Below are 21,279 nucleotides of genomic sequence, written 5' to 3'. Positions count from 1 at the left end.
AGCCTTTCAGAGGCATCGAGCGGATTCGAACCGCTGTACAAGCTTTTGCAGAGCTGTGCCTAGCCACTCGGCCACGATGCCAAATTTGAACCGCAAAGGTAATATGTTTTTTAACTTTGGGAAAACTTAAACCTTCCTTTTTTCTTTCAAGACTACTGTAACTTTTTCTACATCACCGCCTATTGGCGGGTTGATTTTTGTTACGGACACCTTCGCCCTTTTTACCATTGAAATTTCCGAGAATATTCTATTTAAAATCCGCTTGCCCACATGCTCCAAAAGCTTGGAAGCAATTTTCATTTCCTCTTTGACGATTTGGTTGATATGAACATAGTCCACTGTGTCTGCTAAATCATCTGATTTGGAAGCCCTTTTAAGATTGGCTTTTACCAGTACATCGACTAGATAGTCACTGCCAATGCTAGTTTCCTCAGGTAAACATCCATGATTTGCATACACACGAATATTTTCAACTTTGATTTTTCCCAAAATGAAGCTTTTGGCAAACTTAAATCAATCTGACTAGAAAACTAAAGAATTGTCTAATTAGTAAGTACAACGACAATTACTGATTCCTTGGAAAAGATCTACTCCTAGAGTTACCACGTGAGTACCCGTACTATATCCTAAGATTTCATTTAAAATTACCTGGTAAGAATATCCGAAGTAAAATTTGTTCTTTTTCAAACCAATGAGAGGCGCGACGTATAGTGGGTCACCGATTTGATCATTTAAAAAACGATAGGTAACACCTGCGTAGTAGTAGTCCTCAAAATCATACCACCTGAACTTGACGTTTAAATCAGTAACTGATCTTCCGTCACTTTCAAAAAGCTGAAAGAAAACCGATGGTTCAATTTCGAAATCACTGTTTTTGTTCTTTTTATAACGGTATCCTGTATAGAGATAGTAGTTACGCAGACGGTTTGGCTCAAAAATAGGATTGAACTTGGTAAGGTCTTTATTGATAATGTTCGAAGCATTTGCGCTTATGTAGAATTTATCCCAACGATATAGCACGCCCACATCAAAGTTATGATTGGTGGTGGCCCTATCATCTGTTACACTTGGATCTAGAGCATCAAAGTTTTCAATATCAATACGAAACTGGTTGAAATTATACGAAAGACCGAATGACAAGAATTTATCATCGTAGCGATCGATAGTCAAGTGATGCGCAAAAGATACTCTTGCACCACGTTGTTTAGTTTCCCCATTACTATCGTTATAAAGCATCATTCCCAGCCCCGATTGTTCGCCAACGCGCATATCTGCAGCTAAGGATTGTGTGTCTGGCGCATCTTTGATACCTACCCATTGCGTAAGTCCGTTGATACGAATTTTAACATGATCTCCAATTCCGGCATAAGTGGGTGACATCACAAAAGGATTGTCCGCCAAATATTGAGATAACTGTGGAATCGTAAGTTCTTGACCTTTCATGGCAAAGGCTGACAAGAATAACAGTAGGGTTAATATTTTGTTGCGCATGGTTTTCTTAGGTTAAGAGTTTATCGATAAAGGGTAAAATGTCCAACAAATTCACGGTCATCATTCTCGCCGCGTAGTTTAATCACGTACCAGTAATCACCGGTAGGAAGCTCGCTTTGGTTATAAAGACCATCCCAGCCTGGGCTATTAAGGGTCATTCGATATACTTCCCTACCATAACGGTCAAAAATGATTGTTAGTATCTCTGGGAAGCCTTCTTGGTTGAGTGGCATCCATACGTCATTAAGTCCGTCTCCATCCGGGGTGAAGAAGTTAGGAATCTCAATATCTATGAACTCCATATCAATGTTTGCTATAACTTCACATCCATTTGCGTCAACTACTCTAACAACGAATGTGTCAGTTCTGCTGATAATGTATGTGTTGTCGGCGCCATTGTTTATTCCATCGAAATAGAAAGTATAATCTTCAAGTCCACCATCGGCAGTCGCCGTTATGGTATTAATACCAGTTTGCTCTAAGCTAAGTGTTAGCGGCTCGAAGTCTTCAATTTCGAAATCGATAGTGCGAATACAACCATTCGCATGGGCAATGGTGATATAATGTGAACCTGGAGCAGTATTTCTAAAGTCTGGATTCAATTGCATATCGGCTGGATCTGTTGAGTCAAGAGCATAAAGCAGGTCTCCGATAACAGTTGGGTCTTCCAATGTAATGTTCACATAGTTATCGGGCGTAGCTCCAGTACATTCGTAAATAGGCTCGACTGTGGCATTTAAGTTTGCACCTGCCTCAATAGTAATTCCAACATCAGTCATACAGCCATTTGCATCTCGAATAAAGATGATATAGCCTCCTGCGGACAAACCAGTTAAATCAGTTCTGTCTTGAACAAAATTCGATTCATCACTTAATCTTGTACTGTAAGGTGCTGTACCACCTTGAATAGTTAAGGCGATAGTGCCATCTTCGTCACCAGCACATACTTCAGGAGTTGCAACTCCTGTTGCCGTTAACAACTCTGGAGCCGTAATCGTATAATCCAACTGAATAAAGCAACCGTTTTGATCTTGAGCAATAACAGTATAATCACCTGGCGCCAGTCCATCAAAGGTGTTTTCGTCATCAAACTGATTTAAGTTTGGAGAAATCGAATATTGATATCCTCCAGCACCGCCAGATAGAGTAACCGTTATGCTACCGTTTTCATCACCAAAGCAAAGAGCATTTACCACATCATCGGTATAATCCAATGGGATAGGTTCGGCGATAATTACTTGCTCAGCAGGTGTTGTACAATCTTCACTAAATACATTTACATAATATGTTCCAGACGTTAAATTGCCAAATGTACCTGAGGATTGTGGTCCTGCTACTCTTGAAGCTGGGCTTAATGAAACATCAGTGTACAACTCGTACATGTAGTTTCCTAATCCGCCTGTGGCATCAGCCATTATGGCTGCTGTGTCGCCAACGCAAGCAATGATGGTTGCATTCAGCTCAGTAAAGGCAAGAGGCATGATATCATCTTCGGATATTTCATTACTCAAAACAGATATACATCCATTTATGGCATCCCTTACATGGTAACGATATGTTCCTGCACCAAGTGGACCAGGTATGTTAGCATTAGGAATTGCTACTGAACTCCCCGTCATTGATATCCAGGTAACATTATCTTCACTATATTCATAAGTTCCGCTACCGCCAGTTGCAGAAAGCTCAAGCTCGATTCCAGTAGCACATGTCAACGGACTCGTACGAATTAATTGCGCCACAACTTCAGAAGGATTGATAATTTCTATGACTGATGTTTCATCAGAACAACCAACATCATCACTTGCAGTAATGCTGTAGAATCCTGGGCTCAGTCCAGAGAATGTACTTGAAGCCTGGGTTGCAGACGTAGTGGCCATTGTTGTGCCCGTGCTATCGTATCTATTTAATTGAAATAAATAATTCGGAGTTACATTTCTTGGGTTTACAGACGCAGTTACGGTTCCAGTATTTGCATTGTAGCATATTACAGGTGTTGAGGCAATTGTAGCCACAAGCGCATCAGGAGTTACAAGTGTGATGTTATTTGTAATTGGACATCCTTGTGCGTCGGTAATTGAGATATCAAAATCTCCGCCTGACAATCCTGAGAAAATAAAGGCTTCTACATTCGTTTCCGTGTAGGTCTGTGCAGTCGTGGTGTTAGTGAGTATAATTGTATATGGGCCTACTCCGCCTTCTGGATCAACCAATATGCTTCCTTGGTCGTCCGAACAACTTGGGCTGGCCTGTTCACTTACGATTGCTGAAACTGGGAATTCAGGTGCTATTATGGTAATTAAATTTGAATCATCTTGGCAGAATGGAGCATCAGTTTCAATAATACGAACATAATATACCCCTCCTGGAAGATTAGTTATGATTAATGGCATAGTTGTGTTTCCAGTTCCAGAGAATCCAGCACCAGGTACCGCGACATCATTATCATCATATACTTGATATGAATAATTACCCGTGTAGTCTGTAATTCCGATTTCTAAACTTCCCTCATCTACCCCGTTGTTCAAACATTCTTCATCGGTAAGTTTAGTTGCCACTGCACGCATCACGTCAGGATCCAAAATTTCGTGTGTTGTTTGAACTAAACACCCAGTTATTAAATTGGTTATGGAAATAGAATAATTACCAATACCCATACCAGTAAACGTTCCGGTTGTATTGGTTTGATTGTAAGCAACATTCGTTCCAGTTGTGGTATACTCAAGATTTACGGTTCCAGCTGCTGGAGTAAGTGTTACGCCAACTTGAATCTCTTCAAGGATGGCAGGATCACATGTAATGTCTTGTGTTACGGTTACGGTAGGGTCGCTTATTTCAGTAAATGGAGCTATTGTCGCAGTTGTGTTTCCAATACACCCATTATCATCATAAACATTTATCGAATAATTTCCTCCTAGGAAGTTGGTTTCGGTATAGCTGGAGTTCGTGCCATCTTGAACGGTTGTTGCCGTATCAGTATTTATGAACTCGTATCTCACGTAATTGTTCGATCCGCCTGTGATTGCGGCGTTATCGATTGTGATCGTTGCGTTTTCGGTGTTGTTGCCCGTTGCACATCCGAACTCCGTTACCGTTGCGTTGACGTTGGCGATGGCATCCGGTTGTGTGATTATCTGTGTTTCGGTCACGAAACAATTGTTCGCCCCCCTTGCTTCTACGGTGTATGTAATACCCGCAGCAGTTCCCTCTAGTCCTTCGAATACCGCTGATGTATCTGTGTTCGAGGTTGCTGTTATTGGGAAGGAAGCCGAGCTGCCCGGTCCTGATATAATCGTGAACACGAATGGCCCTACCCCGTTATCGACAACACTTGCCGTAATGGTTCCGTCATCTGCGCTGTTACAGGTAACATTCGTGGCGGCATCTATGGTCAATACTGGAAGTACTGCATCCTGAAGGTTCTGTGTAATGGTCACCGGACAGGCATGGCCAACGGCCTGGTCTGTGATAGTGAACACATAATCACCGACAATTGTCAACGTCGTGAAAACACCGGTCGTATTGGTATCATCTGCAGGATCGGCCGGCAATGTGCCCGGATATCTTACCTCATAGTCGAAGTTACCGGAGCCTCCTGTTTGCGTGATATTGATATGCCCACCGGGATCGACGGTACAATCGATAGTTTTGACAACAGTCGCCAATGGTACGATAGGCTCGTATAGAATCTCGGCAAGAGTTGTAAAGGTACATGACCACTGGTCATTGACCTGCACGGTATAACTGCCGGCATCGAGACCGGAGAATACGGTTGTATTCTGAGGAGTGCCTACAGGTGTACCGTCTTTTATAAGTTGGTAGGTATAGTTGCTTCCCTGTCCACCGGTTACGCCGACCACCTCTATCTCTCCCATGAAGTTGGGACAGTTGGGCTGGTTGAGCTGTAACGTAGCGGCAATAGGTGTCGGGTCCGCAAGCACGATGGTATTCTGTACTTCTTGCTGGCAACCGTTCTGGTCGATTACCCATGCCTGGTAAGTACCGGGTGCAAGAGCATCGAAACGCGGAGAAGCGACATAGTCGCCGACAACGGTCGGTGCTGTTGTGCCGACGTAGTAGGAATAATCTCCCCATCCACCGACAACGTCGATTATCTCGATTACCCCGTCGTTACCGACACAGGTTATAGGTGTTACATCTACATTGGCCGTAATGGCGGCACTAGGGCCTGCGATTACAAAGCGTGCATTGTTGACACATGAAGGGTCTGAATCCTGTGTGATCTCGACACGGTATTCCCCTGCCCCGATGGCAAAAGGAGCGGTTGGGCCTAGATTGGCTGACACTCCGGATGCACCTGCTACGATAACATCATCAAGCAAGTTATCCGTTCCCTGTGATTCGTAAATCTGCCAAGTGAACCCACTTGCGTAAGGATTGATGGTGTCGCTGATTGTGAAGCTCACGGACCCATCATCCCCAAAACAAACTACATCGGTAACCGTGGTCGCTATCTCGAAAGTGTTCGGGTCCTCTATTTCAAAGGTGGTCTGAACCGAGCATCCGGTAAGGTGATTGGTTACGGTTGCCAGGTAATTACCGATTCCGATTGCCGTAAATGCATTTGAAGCCTGGTTAGGTGCATTATATGCATTGTCTGTTCCGACAATGGAATAGGACAGATCGACCGCTCCCGCTGAAGGATTGATCACGATACCGATGATTACCTCGGCATCGTTCCCCGGGTTACAGGTAACATCCTGAGTAACGGTGACCGTTGGATCGGTAATCTCCACATAAGGTAATATCGTAGCGGTTGTTGTTCCAATACATCCCATGTCGTCATATACGTTGATGATGTATGTGCCGCCTAAGATATCTGTTTCGGTATAAGTCAAGCCAGAACCGTCCTGTAGGACGACATCGTCGCCGGTCGCCGGTGTTCCCTGGTCGTTTATGAACTCGTATCTCACGTAATTGTTCGATCCGCCTGTGATTGCGGCGTTATCGATTGTGATCGTTGCGTTTTCGGTGTTGTTGCCCGTTGCACATCCGAACTCCGTTACCGTTGCGTTGACGTTGGCGATGGCATTTGGTTCATTAACAACAATTCCTACAATATCAAATATACAGCTGTTGCTACCAGTTCCTGTAACGGTATAGGTATTTGGTGGAAGGTTTTCAAAGGTGTTGGTTGTTGCATTAAAGCTTCCCGCTACCGGTGAGATAGTATAAGTCAACGGGTTGATTCCGTTAAGCGTTTCTGTCAATGTTATTGTTCCATTCGTAGAACCATTACATGTAACATCAGCATGTGTTTCTGTAAATGCTGGGATAACTGCAGCAGGAACATTAACCGTGAACACACGATTACATTCCGGTGCTGAAGTACCATTATCGTAAATGGTTATCGTATAATCCTCAGGAACAGTTGTTGTAAAAACAAAAGGATTGGTAGGTAGGGCTGTTCTAGAAACAACCGAACCAAGCCCATTTGTAATTTCATAATCATAGCTTGTTGACCCAACGGTGACATCGATGGTAATTTCTGCATCTGGACTAGCAGTACAATCGATTAGTTTTGTTAGGGAAACATTGGCTTCTAGCACGGGGAATATCTCTACAGTATCTGTATCTGTACATCCGTTACTGTCAATGATAGCAACGTTATACGTTCCAGAGGCAAGGTTATTAAATACACCTCCGTTGTCGACATAATTTGTTCCCCCATCAATAGAATATAATATTTGAGGTGCAGTACTAGTTGCATTAATCGTTAATGAAGTAGGTGAAGCACAATTATCCACGACCATTGAATCAATGGTTGGGTTTGCTGTCAAAGTCAGATTAATTGGACCAAAATCCGCAAAACAGCCAAATTGGTCTGTAACTCTAACATTATAGTCTCCAGCAGTTGAGTTTGCCGGAATGGAAATAGGATTATCAGTAGTTGCCGTAATCGTTGTAAAACCTGCTGGACCGGTTACCGTAAAATTGAAAGTGCCACCGCCACCTTGAATGTCATCTACAGAAATTAAGCCTGGAGCGTTACAGGAAATATCACTCAACTTGCTTAATGAAGCGGTTATAGGGTTCAATTCCTCTATGAGTAAATTTTCACTACCGGAAACACAAGCATCAATGTTCGAGGCGTCCACTTCTGTGACTACAATGTAGTATTCACCAGGAGCTAATCCTGTTATGGTAATTGTTGAAGCGGTTGGTATAGCTGCTGGGTGACCAGTATTCGTCTGCACTAAGGCATTGGTATTTGCATTATAGAATTCCCATCGCATACTTGGATGTGTGGTAGCATCAGTATCTGTAATTGTATAAGTAATTTCAGCATCATTTGCACCAGAACAAGAAGGCTCATATGTAGCTGTTATTTCGAGTGGGTTTGTTGTAATGTCGTTCACATTCACATTACTTTGTCGAATACAACCAGTGGAATCGCGAACGTAGAAAACATAAGTTCGACCAGGCACCAGACCTGTCCAAGTATGTGATCCTGGTACGGCCGCAGTCCAAGTTGCCGTAGCAATATTGAATGTGGACGGGTCATCTGCATAGGTGTATTCATAATTGGGAACACCTGCTGTACCCTGAACAGTAACTTGGAGTTCATTACAACCTACAACGACAGTCGAAATACTAATGTCTAAATCATCTAATGGGAACGGTATAATGTATCTAGGTAAATCTGTTCTACAAATTTCAACCCCGCCAACTACGGTTCTCATAGATGGGAATACACTTGTTCCTGAAATATAGCCCATAAGAACATCTGTTGTGCCAGGGACACTGTCATCACCTGTCCAAGTTGCTCCACCATCGGCACTAAACTCAATAGTTGTACCTGAAGGATATGTGGTGGGATAACCTACAAACTGGAATCCATAATCCATAGGATCAACACTTCCACAAGCAGCAGGAAGTATTGGGTTTACTGTGGCTGTCAACTCATCAGGATTGTCAATTGTAATATTCGGTGAAAGTTGAGTTTCACAGCCATTCACATCTTGAACATAAACCTCGTATTCACCTGTCATTAGGTTGAAGAAGGATTGTGTTGTGCCAATTACATTTGTGACGGTTTGATTTGAAGCTCCAGCGTTATCTAAATCGACAATTCGGATTTGATAGGGAATATCTCCCGATGTAATAGTTATATCTATCGAACCTACACCATCATGACATTCAGGGTCAATTCCGATTGCTGTAAATGCTATTGGCGTTGCCGGGTTAACAGTAACTGTTTCCATATATTCACAATGAGGAGTACCTGCATTGTTATCCCAAACATAAACATCGTAATCTCCATCGTTACCAGCGGTAACCGTAAATGTGTTTAATGCTGCAAAATCTCCAGCGGAAACTCCTGTTCCGGTGGTTACAAAAGCATATGCATAATTACCGTCACCTCCAGAAGGGGTAACTGTAATTGTACCGTCATTACATGTAATGTCAATAACATCAATAATTGCTGTCAGTTGAGACTCGATTGTTATCGATTGTTGTGCTGCCAGGCAGCCGAACGCGTCGCGCACGTCTATTGTGTACGTTCCGTTTGCGAGGTTGTCGAATGTGTATGAAGTGGCGGATGCGGGTGTAGGCGTCAGCCATGGCCCTGAGTTGCCCGTAATACTGAATTGGAACCCTCCGTTACCGGGGACCGAGGTTACATCAACTACGATTGAAGCATCGTTAGCTCCGGAGTAGCAAGCTGTTGGATTTACGGTAAATGTTGGGCTTACAGGTGCTACAACGGTAATAGGGGTATCTATGGGGTCTGAACAGTTGTTGATATCTCTTGCTCGAACGATATAATCACCAGCGGTCAGTCCTGAGAAAATGGTATTGTTTCCGTTTGTGGCGAAGTCAAAAGTTCCGATAACACTACCTGCATTATCTTCCAATTGGTACTCGTAAGTTGGTGTTCCCCCAGTTGCGCTGGCGGTAATTGTCGCACTACCTGTATTACAAGTAAAAGTCTCAGTAATTGCTGCAGCGGCAACAATAGGTGCCGGTTCTGTAAGTGTCTGGTTCAGTGTAACGGTACAGCCCGCAACCGGGTCGTCCACGTCACGGACGACTATGCTGTGTGCCTGTGCGGCAAGACCCGTAATCTGTTCATCTGCCGTGAACGGACCAACAAAGGCACCGCTGTTCAGGCTGTATTCGAATCCACCTGCACCGAAGTTATCGGCCGAGATGGTAATCGTTCCCGAGTTGTCGGCGTTACAGTCAAGGTTTTCAAAGGCTGTGATGGAAGCTTCGAAGGCATTGCCCGGCTCCACTACTACAGTGATATCGACGGTACAATCGCTACCGTAGTTCACGGTTACGATGTGCGACCCAACGGCAACATCGGCAAGCACGTTTGCACCTGCACCTGTTTGTCCAGGAAGTGTTCCATCTAAAATATAAGTATAGGTCGGGTCGAAAGGAGTGATGGTGATATCACCCGTTCCATCACAGTTATAACTGATTGCGCTACTCAATGTTGGTTCAACGGGTAACGGGGCAATGATGACATCCGCAAGAGTGGTCTCGCAGGAAATGGCATTTGCATCACGTACACGGATACTGTATGTTCCGTCCAAAAGGTCGACGAATGTATGCCCCCCGGTTGTGGAGGCGGTCCATGTCCCCCCATCGATACTGTACTGGTAATCCCCTGAACCACCGGAGGTAGGAGTTACGCTACCCACTGTGATCTGCCCTAGTTGCAAGCAGGTATAATCTTGTGTTTGAACTGCTTCTGCGACGAGCTGTGCAGGTTCCGTAACATCTACATTTACGGGAGTTGTCTCACAACCGTTCGCGTCACGGACCTGTACGGGGTATGTTCCTGCCGATAGGTTCACGAAGGAACCTCCGACTTGATAGTTCGTGCCTCCGTCGATGCTGAACTCGAATGGGCCGGCCCCACCTGAATCGACAACGATGTCGATGGCGCCATCGCTTCCACCGAAACAGCTAACAGCCGTTGGTGTGGGTGTGATGGCAATGGGTGCATCCTGGGCGATGGTTATGGTGAACATATCGGAGCAATATCCGGCAGCGCCGTTATTGTCGCGTACATGAACGTCATAGTCCCCTGCCGTTGTAACGGCAACGGGATTGGTAGTGCTGAAGTCCCCGTCCACGACCGCGTTTCCATTGGGCACTACGGCATATACATAATTGGTATCGCCACCTGCAGCGGTGATATCGATATCCGTACTTGTGCCACATGCCGTGATGTTGGGTGCTGTTGCGCTTACCGTCAACTCTGGTTGAATGGTTACGTTTGTGGGTGTTGGCAAAGGGTTGGGGCACCCTAGGGCATCCCTTACCTCGATGTCGTATGCTCCGTTGGCCAGGTTGTCGAATGTGTATGTTGTTGCGTTGGCGGGTGTTGGCGTGATCCATGGTCCTGCATTGATCCTGAACTGGTACCCCCCGTTTCCGTTGGTAACGTCTACTTGGATCGAGGCATCGTTTGCGCCGGAGTAGCATGCCGTTGGTGTTACGCTGAACACGACGGGATTGGTTGGGGCGATGTTAATGGCGGTATCGATAGGATCTGAACAGCCATTGATATCCCTTGCTATTACGATATAGTCTCCCGGTGCCAATCCAGGGAATACGGTATTGTTTCCGTTCGTGGCGAAGTCGAAGGTTCCTATCACGGCCCCTGCATTGTCCTCCAATTGGTATTCATAAGTTGGTGTCCCGCCTGTTGCGCTTGCGGTTATCGTGGCGCCGCCGTTACAACTGAAAGGGGTCGTTATGGTGGCCGCTGCCACTACAGGGGTAGGTTCTGTAAGTGTCTGGTTCAGTGTAACGGTACAGCCCGCAACCGGGTCGTCCACGTCACGGACGACTATGCTGTGTGCCTGTGCGGCAAGACCCGTAATCTGTTCATCTGCCGTGAACGGACCAACAAAGGCACCGCTGTTCAGGCTGTATTCGAATCCACCTGCACCGAAGTTATCGGCCGAGATGGTAATCGTTCCCGAGTTGTCGGCGTTACAGTCAAGGTTTTCAAAGGCTGTGATGGAAGCTTCGAAGGCATTGCCCGGCTCCACTACTACAGTGATATCGACGGTACAATCGCTACCGTAGTTCACGGTTACGATGTGCGACCCAACGGCAACATCGGCAAGCACGTTTGCACCTGCACCTGTTTGTCCAGGAAGTGTTCCATCTAAAATATAAGTATAGGTCGGGTCGAAAGGAGTGATGGTGATATCACCCGTTCCATCACAGTTATAACTGATTGCGCTACTCAATGTTGGTTCAACGGGTAACGGGGCAATGATGACATCCGCAAGAGTGGTCTCGCAGGAAATGGCATTTGCATCACGTACACGGATACTGTATGTTCCGTCCAAAAGGTCGACGAATGTATGCCCCCCGGTTGTGGAGGCGGTCCATGTCCCCCCATCGATACTGTACTGGTAATCCCCTGAACCACCGGAGGTAGGAGTTACGCTACCCACTGTGATCTGCCCTAGTTGCAAGCAGGTATAATCTTGTGTTTGAACTGCTTCTGCGACGAGCTGTGCAGGTTCCGTAACATCTACATTTACGGGAGTTGTCTCACAACCGTTCGCGTCACGGACCTGTACGGGGTATGTTCCTGCCGATAGGTTCACGAAGGAACCTCCGACTTGATAGTTCGTGCCTCCGTCGATGCTGAACTCGAATGGGCCGGCCCCACCTGAATCGACAACGATGTCGATGGCGCCATCGCTTCCACCGAAACAGCTAACAGCCGTTGGTGTGGGTGTGATGGCAATGGGTGCATCCTGGGCGATGGTTATGGTGAACATATCGGAGCAATATCCGGCAGCGCCGTTATTGTCGCGTACATGAACGTCATAGTCCCCTGCCGTTGTAACGGCAACGGGATTGGTAGTGCTGAAGTCCCCGTCCACGACCGCGTTTCCATTGGGCACTACGGCATATACATAATTGGTATCGCCACCTGCAGCGGTGATATCGATATCCGTACTTGTGCCACATGCCGTGATGTTGGGTGCTGTTGCGCTTACCGTCAACTCTGGTTGAATGGTTACGTTTGTGGGTGTTGGCAAAGGGTTGGGGCACCCTAGGGCATCCCTTACCTCGATGTCGTATGCTCCGTTGGCCAGGTTGTCGAATGTGTATGTTGTTGCGTTGGCGGGTGTTGGCGTGATCCATGGTCCTGCATTGATCCTGAACTGGTACCCCCCGTTTCCGTTGGTAACGTCTACTTGGATCGAGGCATCGTTTGCGCCGGAGTAGCATGCCGTTGGTGTTACGCTGAACACGACGGGATTGGTTGGGGCGATGTTAATGGCGGTATCGATAGGATCTGAACAGCCATTGATATCCCTTGCTATTACGATATAGTCTCCCGGTGCCAATCCAGGGAATACGGTATTGTTTCCGTTCGTGGCGAAGTCGAAGGTTCCTATCACGGCCCCTGCATTGTCCTCCAATTGGTATTCATAAGTTGGTGTCCCGCCTGTTGCGCTTGCGGTTATCGTGGCGCCGCCGTTACAACTGAAAGGGGTCGTTATGGTGGCCGCTGCCACTACAGGGGTAGGTTCTGTAATCGTTGTTGTAACAGAAGTTGTGCAAGTAATTTCGTCTGCTTTACGTATTTGAATGGTTTGGCTTCCGGCACCATAAATAGCAGCGGTTGTTACTGGAGAAGTTGTTGAGTTAATCCAGTTCGTTCCTCCATCAACAGAGTAATCAAAACCTGCCACGGTATCAAAATTCTCAACTTCAAAGGTGATTGTTCCATCAGAAAGACCGTTACAGCTTACATTTGTAGACCCAATACCATTGGATTCAAAAACTTGCCCCGCAACAACGGTAACAGGAGTTTCTACAAATAAAGGACAAACCTCGGGTGTTTGATAGACGGTAATGTCATCTATCGCAACATCGTTACCGCTGATTTCACTTTCGTTTGTGATAATAACTAAATTCAAACTAGAATTAGCACCAGGGTTAAGGGACAGAACATACTCGTTCCATATATCATTTTCAGGCACCGCTCCTGTATTTGCTGACACTATAAGAGCATTAGTTCCTGGGTGGCGAAGTTCAATTGTTAAATCAGGAGGGATACGATTGTTTCCACTTCTCATTAAGTTTATCAACCACAAGGAAACACTTAAAGGTTGGTTGTGAATAATATCATTTATAGGTTGTTGATAGATTACTTGACCTGGTGCAGGCGCTCCAATATTGATAACTAAATAACGACCATCCGTTGCTCTAGTTCCTGTTGTATGGTCAATAGGGTTTAGCCATGAGCCAAATGGCCTTGCAATGGAATCCGTAACTGCATATTCATAATCATTAATGGACCTATTATTGTCTATTGGCGCCCCACTTGGGGTATTATCATTTAACTGATCTTCATAAAAATATCCGGATGTGTTAGGGTTCGGAATGGTTAAACCACTTCCAAAATCTTCACTTAACAGCAAACTTGGCGTTGGTGGTGTCGCGGAAACATAGTTTGTTCTTACCGTATATGTCCCAGGCGGAACATTAAGAAAAACATTGCTTGTAGGGTCTGGAGAATTTGGAACACCATCTAATTCATACGTATAATTATATGTCGGAATACTAGGCGTTGCGGTTATAGTTCCCGAACCATCGCAATTATAATTTACTTCGGGAGTGAGTGAAACCCCTGGCGGCGTCGGCGTATCTTCAACATCAACTACCATTGGAAATTCACAATTTGTAGCATCCCTAACGATTATGGTGTAAGTACCGGGAGGCAAGGTCGCAATGGATGAAGAACTATAAGTTCCACCACCGTCAAAACTATATTGATACGGAGCGGTACCACCAACAACATTTGTGATTCTCACTTCTGCACCCAACGGATCGCAGGTGGCGTCCCTTGAAACACCTGCAGAGGCAGATAAAGGAAATGGATCAGAAATATTATGTGTCAAATCAATTGTACATCCTGAACTATCATTGACTTCAATGGAGTAGGACCCAGCAGACAAACCAACAAAAGAAGGTGTTGTTTGTGTGGTCAAGCCACCATCAATACTATAGGTAAAAGGAGCTACCCCCCCAGTTGGAACAATTGTGATAGCTGCATTGCTGCTTCCTGTACAACTTATGGGACTATCATCTGTTATTGCAACCGTCATCGCTCCATTGTCTGAAATCGTAACTGGATTTGAAAAGGCGAAACAGCTGTTCGCATCAACAACAACAAACACATAAGTTCCGTCTTCTCCAGAAAAGTATTCATCGGTACCATCGCTATCAGTATCTCTCCATCCGAATGTAAAAACAGGATCTACTTGATATTGATCACCAGGAATGTCTGATATTGTAGGGTAACGATCAACTCCATTGTAACTCCAAATCGCAAATGAGTAGTTTGGATCAGGCAAGCCATTGGCTGCAGTTAATGTAATAGTACCAGCAGTACACCCAATGTTCTGGGTTAGTAGGGCTGAGACCGAGGGATCAATGGTTCTACCAACAGTGACGTTTTGGGAAAAAGTACATCCGTCAGCGGTAGCCACCTCGATTATATAGTCTCCTTGGTTTACGTTGAAAGTATGCGTATTATCAGGCTGGGCGGTTTCATCATCAATTAGGGTACCATCAGTTTGACGGAGAATATAAGTGTAGTCTGCTTCAACATTTAAAATATCAACTTGAATGGAACCCTGAGCGTTACAGTTGGCTGGAGTAGTTGTAATGTCTACTTGAAAATCTCTGTCACGAATGCCAATATCTGGAGTGCTGAAAACACAGGCGTTAATAATTGGATCGCCAGCTCCATCTAATGGAACGATATCAACACGATACTGTCCATTTGATGTAATTGTAAAATTAGGTCCGTTATTAGCGCTATAAGGAACTAAAATAGCATTGTTGGTAATATCGACTAGTTGAAAACCATAACCACTTCCTGGATTAGTTACATTAATGTAACCGTCTGTTGTACAGATAATATCCCTAGTGTCGTATTCAACATTTAGGTTGTTCTGAAAAACATCAAAGTAAAAACGATTGAAACATCCATTTTGATAGGTAACGACTAAACGATATTTGCCAGCACTATTTGCTGTGTACGTACTGCCAGTAGCTACTTGATTCCAAGTACAGGTTGCATTTTTGTTTGCACAATCATCTGGTGCTGCGGTACAACTGCTCTCGTCTAAAAGCTCCCATGAGATGGTCTGAGCATCAGTAATGTTAGTTTGTAAAATTTGTGAATCGCCTGCTCCGCACAAGAATATTTTAGCCAATTGATCGCCATCAATACTACAGGTTGTAATTTCACCTTCAATATCATTGGTTACATCAGCATCGGCGTTTACAGTATTGAAATAATCAATTATAGGATTGACTGTAGATGTACCAAAGCGTTCAACCACCATAATTTCTTTAAAACCTTTACATGGATCAGGTATAATTTTATCAACGATGTACGTTCCTTCTTGAGTGACTAAAAGTGTACTTGGATCGTTGTCTGGATCGCCATCGTCAATAACCGTATCAGTCGCATCAAAAAGACCGTTTCCATTGTCGTCAATTACCCAGACATAGCTATCGAAATTATCTCCAGCATCTAGAAGAACGTCATCTCCACATAACTGAACCGTTCTTGTGAAGTTGCAATTTTCTAAATCATCTAGTAAAAAGTTGGTTGCGCCGGGTGTAACAAATCCGCAATCATCAAAATCAGAGACGCTAGGGTCATCAGAGATTACATTATCATTGATTACCCCTTCGTAAGTAGAGTACGCTAAGTTTTCAATCAGGTCGGTACAAGCATCTATAAAATCGAAACAATTTTCAGCTACACGAACACGCATTCGAATGGATGATACAGGATCCCCTATTTCAACTAGGTTATCAGGAATCGAAAAAGTTATAGACCGTGTTGCGATATCATAAGTGTAAGTTACACCGGCTGGTGCGTCAATATCGCCAGGCGCGAAGTCAGACGTAGGTCCTCCAGGGGGGAATACATTTACGGGTAAAACATCACGTATCGTGTAATTAGTTGCATCATCATTACCCCGATTTCGAAAAGACAGCACATAGTCGAGTGTTTGCCCTAGGTTTACACCTAGACCAGTAATGTCGTTACCCGCTATGTCTTCCACCTTCTTCTCTAAAACGATATCTGGTTCAATAATATCTACACCAAAGGTCACCAAGAAAGCCCCGAACCAATCTGCGCTGGTTCTTAACTGCAGTCTTGCAGAGGTTTCACCATTATCAATAACGCTATTAGCGGGGTTGTTAATATTGAAAATGTCAGAATCAAACCCCATTGAGTTTGTACTATTGATGTCTCTTGAAGCAACGTTGACTCCATCAATAGTTATACTTGAGTTGAAAAAGTTATTCGCGGGGTTTGCCGTATTGCTTAAGTTAGAATATGTATTATTTAATGGTGTTCGAATTCGAAATCTGTCACCAGTAAGATCTGTTTCACCTTCTAAAACACCCACTCCTATACGCGCTCTTACAGGCCCAGCAGGTACGGTGTTAAAGCCAGCGATATCAATGTTTTGCCTGCTTGCAGCGGTGGATTGTGTGGTCACACCTTCATAGCCATCGAAAACCGATATGTACTTTCCGGTTAGGGTAGGGTTTTCATAGATTACTACAAGTGTCCAACCCGCAACTCCATAAGTGTTTCCACCTCGCGTTCCTCTAATGTTTGCGGCAAAATATTCTCCGTCAGGATCCGCCAGAGCTTGTAACATACCTGTTACATTTTTGTAGCATACATATGGGCTGTCTGGAACCCCATCGGCATAACCATCGATAATAATTTCGTCCTCATCTCCTACCGGATCGGCCAAATTATCTGCAGTAATGTCTACATATGTGCCACCTGGCACTTTAAATTTAATGGTTGTAACTTCGTTGTGCGTATTATCATCAGGATATAATGATGCGTCGTATGCGTATGGGTATGAACTACGGGTATATCTTTCAACATCATAATTTCCCGCCCAATATAGCCCAGCCCAATAAATTTGGGAACAATCAGGCGTTGTTAATGTTGAACTACTTGAACTAAAAGTAGTGTTGTCTCCATCAACATCCACGTATTCACGAATCCATTGGTTATTACCTAAAGTGCCATTGTAGGGCACATTAAAGTTGGTATTATCAAAGTCATCAACGCGATTCATTACACTATTCGCCAAGAAGGTGTAATCTCCTCTGATATTGATGTATTTTAAGGTGGGATCGCTGGCATTTTCAAGCCGAGGACCAAAGTTTTGTTGCGCTTCAAGGGTGTTTATCAGAAAACCGCCCATAAGAAGAAAAAGAAGCGCTAAGGCTTTTTTGATGTTGGTTATTTGGTAGTCCATCTAAGCAAGTAGGTTTGGTTTTGTACTTTTTGACCGTTTTTTCGGCTCAAAGTCATGATTTGGGCTTAAAATTTAAAAAGCACAGGATATTCCTAACAAATATTAACTATTACTGTGAGGGGTAAAATTTATTGTTGTGTCAAGGGGAAAACTTGTTGTGAACAATTAAATGACAGGGGTTTGCACATACTCGACCCGTGAAACATAAGAATTGTAGGAAAAAGTAAAAAAAGCAAAAAAACACCTCTAAAATGAGCCATTCTAGATTTGGAAATTCGATGATTTTTTGGAACATATTGACGCCCATAAAAACAAAAACATCATGAATTCTCAGAAGATAAAAAGCGCTTTTTTTGATTGATTTAGTATCAATTTTATTTACTGTTTTTACTCATTTTTAATCTACTTTTTTTCCTGAAATCAAGTCGTTTTCATCATTGGTATTGGACTTTAAATTTTCTAAACGGATGTATTTAAAATGAAATTTTCAAATAGAATTTATTTGTTACGGCTTTGAGTGATGGGAAAACCTCGAAAACATAAGCAGAGGCATTCAATATTGTTGTAACGTGGATCCCAATTGGCGAATAGAAATAAATTTGAGCGCCGTTAAAAAGTTAAATTCTGGATATAGCGTTACGGATAATAATGGCTTTCCGCACAGAAAAACTGCAAGCCAAACTCCAACATTAGAAGTGGTTCGTACAACATTTCCAAAAAATACTAAACTATTGTTTGATTTTCATATGAACAATTTATCCGGAATCGATAAAATCATCGGGATAGTTGAGTAGAAAAAAATGGAAAAGCTAATTGTTGTCGGTAGTCGTTATGATTAAGGGACAAAGAAATTCAAATGAAAACACTCAAATTGGATATATAATTTGGCGAGGAAATGAGGTTCAAAAAATGATTTACAGGCGTTTCTTTTGATGATGATTTCTTCGTGATAACCTCTGACATTTTAGTGTTTTCCATTACATCCGGAAACATAAGGTTATTTACAAAAAGCTATGGGTTTAGTTAAAAGAAGGAAAGGAAGTTGAAAAATGTAAATTCAATTTGAGAGGTAGAAGAACTTAAGAAGCGTGGTATTAATAGTTTTTTACAGAGTTTCCGGCACGGCTGAACAAAGAAAGGTATTGGGCAGGTCTATCTTAAAAATTGCAAATTAGAGTCTAAGGACTAAACCCTATTTCGATATAGTAAGACTAGTATTTTCAATCTATTGGCCCACCGTTATAATGTAAAATATCATTTATAGTAAAAAGAAAAGCCTGTCTTTCAATTTGAAAAACAGACTCATCTAGATACTTTTATTTTTTTGAATTAAGTTATAGCGTCTGAGTGAACACGCATAATCCACATTTTGTCATCATACGAATCATTGATTTTCGAGTAATAGGATATTAGGGCATTGTTCCATGACTCATGTCTTTTCAAGTACACATATCTCCAATTGTTCTCAGGATTGATAAAGTAGCTCGCACTAAGACCATAAGAATTCAAAAGCTTAACGAATTTTTTAGCATTACTTGGCTTGGCAAAAACATTGGCTATGATGTAGTATCCAGAACCGACACCATTGAGTTTAAAGTTTCTAGGAGCGGTATTTGTAGAAGTTACACGGTCTCTTACCGAGATGTTTTTCTCTAGTTCATCAGTATTATACTTTGCAGATTTTTGCTGGAGCTTATCCACATTACTAGCATACGTTTCGTTCGTATAACGATTGTCAACATTCATAATCCATAGATCATCTGAGTATTTTCCATCCATATTACTTTTGTAAGCGTCGGAAGCTTCTTGCCAAGTATCATACCGTTCTAAATACACATATTTCATACCATTTTTAGGGTTATCTATATAGTCAGAGGAAAAACCTTGCTCATTAAGATTGTCTATAAACTTATTCATGTATTTCCCGCCTTTGTAGACATTAGCAACAACGTAGTATCCATCATTCACACCATCAAGGTTTTTAAACTTTCTGCTTTTGATAGCACCACGACTCACACCTTGGTTGTAGTCATTAGCCCTAGTATTATCTTGGGCCACTGCACGAGTAGAAGGACTTGTACTTTCAGTTCTTGAATTATCACGAACAGCGACATTTGTTTGAGGAGCAGTCCGAACTGAACGTGTATTATCTTGTGTTACATTTCCACCTTCGTTATTGTCATTATTGGCAAGTGCGGTGGGACGATCTCTACCGGTTAAGAATAATTGTTCTGCTCTTTTTTCTAAATCAGGTCGCTCCCCATTGGTTTGATTACGAACCATGCGCATCACCATTTCAAACCTACGTTCTAAATCTTTTTCGCGGCTAGCTTCTAAAGAATCTTGGCGAAACATTAGTTCTGCCAAAACCTCTTCATTTTCAGCAAGTCTTTTTTTCAATTCTTCAACCTCATCATTTGAGGCAAGACTTTCTGTGTCTAGTTCTTCGTTTTCAACCAATTCTTCTCCCTCTTCTAACATGACTCGATCCTCGGTAAGGTTGGGTGTGAATGAATATGCTAGAGAAATTTCGTGGGTTACTCCAAGATTATTGAAGTCTGTGCCAAAACCCTTTTCCATTGTATAACCAAGTGAAAGACGTTGGTTAATGTTGAATCCAGCTCCTGCCGAAGCTCCATAGAAAGAATCATAACCTCCTTGCAGCCATCCTAATTTGGGAAGATCTAAAATTAAACTTCCGCCTAAAGAAAGGTCCTGCTCTTCTTGAGAAACCAGTCCACTTCGCGGGTTCATACGAACTCGTGCCAAGGGCATCACGCGGGCGCTTTCAAAGATACCACTGTCACTTTTAAAGGGATAGGTATATTGGAGATGCGCGGAATAGGTTTTGTTTTTAAAATCAGTTAGTGTTTCACTAGTTTTCAAATTATAGTCAAATAAGTTCTCCGCGAAAACGCCAAAATCTATTTGACCATATGATAAGTTGAAACCAGGTTGAAATGAAAGTACGTTACTATCTTGGGTTCCGTTGATTCTAAAGTCATTCGGATCTACAATATCTACATCGGCTCTATTTAATCCTGTATTGTAATAGGCCAAGTTGGCTCCGAAAGTGAAGTTGCTCTTATCGCTCAATTTGATTCCATAAGCAAAGTTTGCTAGTGCACCAATATTAGCTACTGGCCCTACCTTTTGGTTATAAACACTTAAACCTAAACCGCTACGGTCTCCTACTCTACCGCTATAACTTAGGAAATACGTTTGGTCATTATCCTTAAAAGATACCGATTGGTTTCTGTGTAACAGATTGATATATGAATTGTCTTCACGTACAGTTGAAAAAGTAGGGTTTATTAAAAACCTATTGAATTTCAAAAGGTTTTGCGGTGCTACTTGGTATGGTAATATTGGATCATCCTCTTGTGCGCTAACCGTAGTTAACGTCATGAAGGCAATCAAAGGAAGTAGTAGTAGGTTTCTTAGTTTCATGGTTGTA

The 21,279-nt window shown here is 43.2% G+C and carries 4 protein-coding genes and 1 tRNA gene; all 5 read right to left on the bottom strand.

From position 1 onward, the window contains the following. Window positions 1-10: 10 nt before the first annotated feature. A tRNA-Cys gene (locus tag FEE95_RS06025) sits at window positions 11-81 on the bottom strand. Between the two features lie 45 nt (window positions 82-126). After that, window positions 127-489 carry a dihydroneopterin aldolase gene (folB, locus tag FEE95_RS06020; protein ID WP_138656920.1) on the bottom strand — a complete coding sequence of 121 codons (363 nt, stop codon included), beginning with the start codon at window positions 487-489 and terminating at the stop codon, window positions 127-129. 57 nt (window positions 490-546) lie between these two features. After that, a complete protein-coding gene (locus tag FEE95_RS06015) occupies window positions 547-1,491 on the bottom strand; it encodes a PorP/SprF family type IX secretion system membrane protein (protein ID WP_138656919.1) in 945 nt (314 codons plus the stop codon). A 20-nt stretch (window positions 1,492-1,511) separates the two neighbouring features. After that, window positions 1,512-17,822 (bottom strand): T9SS type B sorting domain-containing protein, encoded by a 16,311-nt coding sequence (locus FEE95_RS06010; protein WP_138656918.1) that lies wholly within the window; start codon window positions 17,820-17,822, stop codon window positions 1,512-1,514. Window positions 17,823-19,151: 1,329 nt separating this feature from the next. Then, window positions 19,152-21,272, bottom strand: coding sequence for a PorP/SprF family type IX secretion system membrane protein (locus FEE95_RS06005; protein ID WP_138656917.1), 2,121 nt, complete (start codon window positions 21,270-21,272; stop codon window positions 19,152-19,154). Between the last annotated feature and the right edge of the window lie 7 nt (window positions 21,273-21,279).

The organism is Maribacter algarum (ex Zhang et al. 2020) (assembly GCF_005885635.1).
In the GTDB taxonomy this organism is placed as follows: Bacteria; Bacteroidota; Bacteroidia; order Flavobacteriales; family Flavobacteriaceae; genus Maribacter_C; species Maribacter_C algarum.
This window is presented reverse-complemented; position numbering and strand designations above follow the sequence as displayed.

Bases quoted from the DNA above. Each gene is read 5' to 3' on its own strand.
- FEE95_RS06015 (WP_138656919.1), bottom strand. From the start codon at position 1,491: ATGCGCAACAAAATATTAACCCTACTGTTATTCTTGTCAGCCTTTGCC.
- FEE95_RS06010 (WP_138656918.1), bottom strand. From the start codon at position 17,822: ATGGACTACCAAATAACCAACATCAAAAAAGCCTTAGCGCTTCTTTTT.
- FEE95_RS06005 (WP_138656917.1), bottom strand. From the start codon at position 21,272: ATGAAACTAAGAAACCTACTACTACTTCCTTTGATTGCCTTCATGACG.